This is a genomic window from Phenylobacterium sp. (genome assembly GCF_031425575.1).
GTDB lineage: Bacteria > Pseudomonadota > Alphaproteobacteria > Caulobacterales > Caulobacteraceae > Phenylobacterium.
In genome coordinates this window covers 1-5,135 of sequence record NZ_JANPJP010000221.1, presented here as the reverse complement: position 1 = coordinate 5,135, position 5,135 = coordinate 1, and the positions used below count along the sequence as shown (strand labels likewise).

Here is a 5,135-nt window from a genome sequence, read left to right as displayed (position 1 = left end):
CGCAGCGCCTTCGAGGGCTTTGGCATGCCGCGCGCCACGGCGATCTTCCAACCGACCTTCCAGGGCGAAGGCATAATCCGATCCGACGACATCCTTCTTGATCCTCGCTATGGCCATAACGAGCCTCACCGCGGCATACCTGAGGGCCACATGCCGGTGAGGAGCTATCTTGCCGTGCCTGTGGTCTCCCGCTCCGGCTCTGTAATTGGAGGACTCTTCTTTGGTCACGCTCAACCCGCGCGGTTCAATGAACGCCATGAGGGGTTGATGAGTGGGATCGCCGCGCAGGCGGCGATCGCGATGGACAACGCCGCTCTGTACCAGGCCGCCCAGCGCGATCTGGCCGAACGTCGGCGCGCCCAGGAGGCGTTGCGTCATCTGAATGAGACTCTGGAGCAGCGGGTCGCCGAAGAGGTCGCCGAACGCAACCAGGCCGAGGAAGCCCTAAGGCAAAGCCAGAAAATGGAAGCCGTCGGCCAGCTTACCGGCGGGATCGCACACGACTTCAACAACATGCTGGCGGTTGTGATTGGATCGCTCGACCTCCTGGGCCGGCGGATCGGGGCTGAGGACGCCCGAGCGCGGCGCTACGTCGACGCCGCGGCCGATGGGGCGCGGCGTGCCGCCCTTCTGACCCAGCGGCTCCTCGCGTTCTCACGTCAGCAGCCTCTCAAGCCAGAACCCGTCAACCTGAACAAGCTCGTGGCGGGCATGTCAGACCTTCTGCACCATTCCCTCGGCGGAGATGTTCGGGTGGAGACTGTGTTGGCAGCCGGGCTTTGGCCGACCCACGTCGACCCCAACCAGCTTGAGAATGTCGTTCTAAATCTCGCCCTGAACGCGCGGGACGCCATGCCAGGGGGCGGCCGCATAACCATCGAAACCGCCAACGCCCATCTCGATGGCAGGTACGTGAAGGCCCATCTCGGCGTCCCCGCAGGACAGTACGTTCTGGTCGCCGTGAGCGACACGGGATCAGGCATGCCGCCGGAGGTGATCGCCCGGGCTTTCGATCCATTCTTCACGACAAAGGATGTCGGCAAAGGCACCGGCCTTGGGCTGAGCCAGGTGTACGGGTTCGTGAAGCAGTCCGGCGGGCACGTGAAAATCTACTCAGAGCCCGGTGAAGGCACGACCGTGAAGGTCTACCTTCCCCGGTTGATTGGACATGAAGGTGACGCCGGCGAAAAAGACCAGAACAGCCCCATACCGTACGGTGATCAGCAAGAGGTGGTGCTGGTCGTCGAGGACGAACCCGCGGTTCGTCAGTTTAGCGCCGACGCCTTAGGGGAGTTGGGATATCGAGTCATCACCGCAGACGGTGCGCCGGCGGCGCTTCGACTCCTAGATGCTCACCCAGAGATCGCCCTGCTCTTCACCGACGTCGTCATGCCTGACGTGAACGGGCGCGAGCTCGCCGACGAAGCCCGCCGACGCCGACCCAGCCTCAAGGTGCTCTTCACGACCGGCTACACCCGCAACGCCGTCGTCCACAACGGTGTGCTCGACCACGGGGTCGAGTTGCTTGGGAAGCCGTTCACGATCGAGGAGTTGGCCGCCAAGGTGCGGGAGGTGTTGGATAAGCCAGACGGCGAGGCCGGCGAATAGGTCGAGCTCAACGAGGCCCGCCTTCGACCGGCCACCGTCGAGAGCGACCCGGACATGTCCGGATATGCCGTTCGCCAACGATTAGGCGAACCGCCGCTCTCGACCCCGCAGGGGGCGAAGGAACCCTTTGTCTTTAGTGCACCGACACCGGCGCCAGTTCGTGGGCCAGGGCGGCGGCGACGGCGGAGTCCTTGTCGGTCATCACGGCCAGGCGTTCGCCGTCGGCGCGGTGGACCGCGTAGAGGGTCTGTTCCGGATCGAGCTTGAAGCCCTCGATCTGGGCGGCCGTGGTCGAGGCGAGGATTTCCGAGGCCTTGATCGGGCGCACATAGACGAGATCGGGACCGCCGAGGGCGGCGAAGGCTTCAGCTGTAAGATTGGGTGTCATCAGACCACCTCCTTGAAAAGGCAACGCGTACTACGACCGCTAGGTTCAGCCAGCCGTCTGGATGGGTATCTTCTTGATGAGCTTGTCGGGCTCGGGTCGGGCGAGATCGATGTGCAGCAGGCCGTGTTCCAGCAGGGCCTTCTCCACCTCCATGCCGTCGGCCAGGACGAAGGCGCGGATGAAGCCGCGGGCGGCGATGCCGCGGTGCAGATAGGCGTCCTCGGCCTTGCCCGCGTCGTCGCGCTTGCCGGCCACCACCAACTGGCGGTCCTCCAGGGTCACCTGCAGGGTGTCGGGGGTGAAGCCCGCCACCGCGAGCGTGATCCGCAGGCCGCCGTCCGCCCGCTCTTCGACATTGTAGGGCGGGTAGCTCTCGGCGGCCGCCTTGGCGGCGCGCTCGATGAGGCTGCGCGTGTGCTCGAACCCGAGCAGGAAGGGACTATCGAAGACGATCGGCCGGTTCATCAGAGTCCTCGCGAATTAAGCGACTCTCCGGCGCACCGCCCGAAATCGGCGCGGCGGCCGGATGACTCCTAAATGGTGAGGCCAAGCGGGGCTTTCAATGGCGGGGGCGGGAGGGCCGCGGCGGGAGAGCCCTGGACGCCGCCGTTACAGCATGTTTGAGGTTGCTGCCTTGGCGCGGTCTGCAGGACCTATTGGTTCCACGCTGGCGAACCCAAGCAGAGAGTACAGCACACATGGGGCGAATCCGGCGGCAGATGATCAGCCTCGCCGCGGCGGTGATGGCGCCGCTGCTGATCCTCGCGGGCTTGCAGTTCTATGAGGGCGTCAACACGCGGCGTCTGGATCTGGAGGCGTTGAGCCGGGGCCGCGCCGACGAGATCATGCGGCTGGTGGACGCTCAGGTCATGGCCGAGCTGAGGCTGGGCCGGGTGTTGTCCCTGGCTGACTCCATCAAGCGGGACGAGGTTTCGCGGGCGTATCGCCGCGCGGGCGAGTTCAAGGCGGCTGCGGGCAGCTGGCGCACGGTGCGGCTGTCCGATCCCCAGGCGGGGCTCGAACTGTTCGACCTGAGGCGGCCGGCGTCGGCCCCGCCCCGCCCCGCCGGCCCCGATGTCGCCGTCCTTGGCCGCAAGCCTTTCACCGTCCCGGTTGTCGGTGGGGTGGTGAGGGACGCCGCAGGCGGGTACGGAATCGCCCTGCACACGCCGATCCTGCGGGATGGACGGCTGCGGTACATCTTGACCGTGGAGCTTGATCCCCGCGCCATTCACAAGATCGCCGCGCCACGTTATCCCGCCGAAACCGTCGTGGCCGCGGTCGTGGACCGTTCCGGACGATTCATCTCCAGAAGCCTTCACTACGAGGCCACGGTGGGCCGCCCGGGATCGGCCCGACTGCGCCAAGCGGTGCTTCGAGGCGGCCAGGGGTTCTATGGTAATGTCACCCTGGAGGACGTTCCGACCTATACCGGCTACGTCACCTCGCCGCTCACCGGCTGGTCCACCCACGTGGCCGTGTCCTCCTCGCCCTTCGAGGCGGCCCGCTACTGGTCGATGGCGATCTGGGTCGTGGTGGTCCTGGGGTGCCTGGCCCTATCGGGCCTGATGATCGGGCTCACCCTGCGCGACATGGCCCAGGCGCGCCGCGTGGAAGAGGGCCAGCGCCAGGCGCAGAAGATGGAGGCCTTGGGCCATCTCACCGGCGGTATCGCCCATGATTTCAACAACCTGCTCACGGCGATCATCGGAAGTCTGGACCTGGTGCTTCGGCGCGCCTTGGCCGAAGACCCCAACCGCCGTTACCTCGAGGGCGCGCTGGACGCCGCCCAGCGCGGCGCGAAGCTGACGGCGCGCCTGCTAGCCTTCTCGCGCACGCAGAAGCTTGGGGTCGAGCCGGTGGATATCGCGGCGACCCTGGAGGGCATGTCGGAACTGCTGGATCAGTCCCTGGGCCCAGGCGTCGTCATTCGGGTGCAGGTGGCGCCGGAGGCGCGCTGGGTCAGCACCGACCGGAACCAGCTGGAACTGGCGCTGCTGAACCTGGCGGTCAACGCCCGCGACGCCATGCCGGAGGGCGGACAGCTGACCTTCACGGGCGCGCTGGTCGATCATCGCCGCGCGGGCAAGGCGACGCCTCATGTGGTCCTGGCCGTCAGCGATACGGGACAGGGCATGACCTCAGACGTCCTGCATCAGGCCTTCGATCCCTTCTTCACCACCAAGGCGGTGAGCAAGGGCACAGGTCTTGGGCTGGCCCAGGTCTACGCCTTCGCGCGCCAGTGCGGGGGCGAGGTCAAGATCCAGAGTGAATTGGGCAAGGGCACGCGGGTGGAGCTCATCCTGCCGGTGGCCTCCGAGGCCGCCTCCCGGCCCGCCCCCGAGCCCGAGACTGCGGCGGCCGAGCTCCCCCCCGCCCAGGGACGCCGCATCCTGGTGCTCGACGACGACGAGAGCGTCCGCCAGGTCCTGGTGGGGTCCCTGCGAGCCCGGGGCTATGTGGTCTTCCAGGCGGCGAACGGCGAGGATGCGCTCAACGCCCTGGCCGAAATCGACCCCGACCTGTTCGTGCTGGACTTCCTGATGCCCGGACTGAATGGCGCCGAGGTGGCGCGTCGGGCCCGACAGATGCGGCCCCACCAGAAGCTGCTGCTGGTCTCGGGACACCTGGACAGCGTCGCCCTCGAGGGGGCGGTCGCGGGCGTCTCGGTTCTGCAGAAGCCCTTTGATGGCCCGACCCTGGCGCTAAGGGTGGCGGAGGTGCTCAGGGGGAAGGCGCCGGATCGGTCCGGGCCAGTTCCTGACGATGGGACGACGTCGCCATGACCGCCAGCAACCGCCGCGTCGTGCTTTCCAGCGATCACTCCGCCATCGCGCTGCGCCAGGCCATCGCGGCCCATATCGGGGGCCAGGGCTGGGAGGTGGTGGATATCGGACCGACGACGCCGGAGAGCACCCCCTATCCCGAGCATGGCGCGGCGGCGGCGCGGCTTGTGGCCTCGGGGGACTGCCGGTTCGGGATCATCCTGTGCGGCACCGGCCAGGGGATCATGATGGCGGCCAACAAGGTCCGCGGCGTCCGCTGCGGGGTCTGCGCCGAGACCTTCTCGGCCCGCATGATCCGCCAGCACAATGACGCCAACATGCTGTCCATCGGCGCCCGCGTGGTGGGCGAGGGC

Annotated in this window: 5 protein-coding genes; 3 read left to right on the top strand and 2 right to left on the bottom strand. The window is 67.2% G+C overall.

What is annotated here, in order from left to right; translation table 11 throughout:
* The coding region (locus RMO97_RS12580; protein WP_310541413.1) for an ATP-binding protein at nucleotides 1–1,608 on the top strand (1,608 nt) is incomplete at its 5' end.
* 133 nt (nucleotides 1,609–1,741) lie between these two features.
* Here the strand turns inward: RMO97_RS12580 and RMO97_RS12575 are convergent.
* Nucleotides 1,742–1,996, bottom strand: a complete 255-nt coding sequence (locus RMO97_RS12575; RefSeq protein ID WP_310541412.1) for a DUF1150 family protein — start codon at nucleotides 1,994–1,996, stop codon at nucleotides 1,742–1,744.
* A gap of 45 nt (nucleotides 1,997–2,041) precedes the next feature.
* The gene (locus tag RMO97_RS12570) at nucleotides 2,042–2,461 is read right to left on the bottom strand and encodes an Hsp20 family protein (protein ID WP_310541411.1); all 420 of its coding nucleotides are present in this window, start codon (nucleotides 2,459–2,461) and stop codon (nucleotides 2,042–2,044) included.
* A gap of 233 nt (nucleotides 2,462–2,694) precedes the next feature.
* Between RMO97_RS12570 and RMO97_RS12565 the strand changes: the two genes are divergently transcribed.
* Nucleotides 2,695–4,782, top strand: coding sequence for an ATP-binding protein (locus RMO97_RS12565; RefSeq protein WP_310541410.1), 2,088 nt, complete (start codon nucleotides 2,695–2,697; stop codon nucleotides 4,780–4,782).
* Nucleotides 4,779–5,135, top strand: a 357-nt coding sequence (locus RMO97_RS12560; RefSeq protein ID WP_310541409.1) for an RpiB/LacA/LacB family sugar-phosphate isomerase, incomplete at its 3' end; no start/stop codon positions are given. The genes RMO97_RS12565 and RMO97_RS12560, both read left to right, overlap by 4 nt.

Excerpts from the sequence above, each read along its gene's own strand:
- RMO97_RS12570 (WP_310541411.1), bottom strand. The coding sequence starts at position 2,461 with ATGAACCGGCCGATCGTCTTCGATAGTCCCTTCCTGCTCGGGTTCGAG.
- RMO97_RS12575 (WP_310541412.1), bottom strand. The coding sequence starts at position 1,996 with ATGACACCCAATCTTACAGCTGAAGCCTTCGCCGCCCTCGGCGGTCCC.
- RMO97_RS12565 (WP_310541410.1), top strand. The coding sequence starts at position 2,695 with ATGGGGCGAATCCGGCGGCAGATGATCAGCCTCGCCGCGGCGGTGATG.